The 245-nt window shown below is 75.1% G+C and carries 1 protein-coding gene; it reads right to left on the bottom strand.

Annotated elements, in window-relative coordinates:
* The coding region (locus tag D455_RS0120510) for a sirohydrochlorin chelatase (RefSeq protein ID WP_026122821.1) at positions 1-245 on the bottom strand (245 nt) is incomplete at both ends.

The raw sequence follows: 245 nt of genomic DNA, 5'->3' as shown, positions 1-245 counted from the left end.
CAGCAGCGGGTGCGGGCCCAGGGTGTCGGCGTAGTGCACACGGAGCCAGGGACTCCGCCCGCGTGCGCGTGCCAGCACCTCCGGCAGGTCCACCTTGCTGTGGAAGGCGGCCGTCAGCAGCGTCGGCAGCACCACGGCCTCACCCGCGCCGCGGGCGGCCAGCTCCTCCAGCGCGTCCTCAGCGGAGGGCGCCACGTGGTCCAGGTAGGACACACGGACGTCGAGCCCCGGCCGCAGCGACCGCA

The sequence above is a fragment of the Nocardiopsis halotolerans DSM 44410 genome (assembly GCF_000341065.1).
Taxonomy (GTDB): Bacteria; Actinomycetota; Actinomycetes; order Streptosporangiales; family Streptosporangiaceae; genus Nocardiopsis; species Nocardiopsis halotolerans.
Note: the sequence above shows the minus strand (reverse complement) of the source record. Positions and strands in the feature narration are given on the sequence as shown.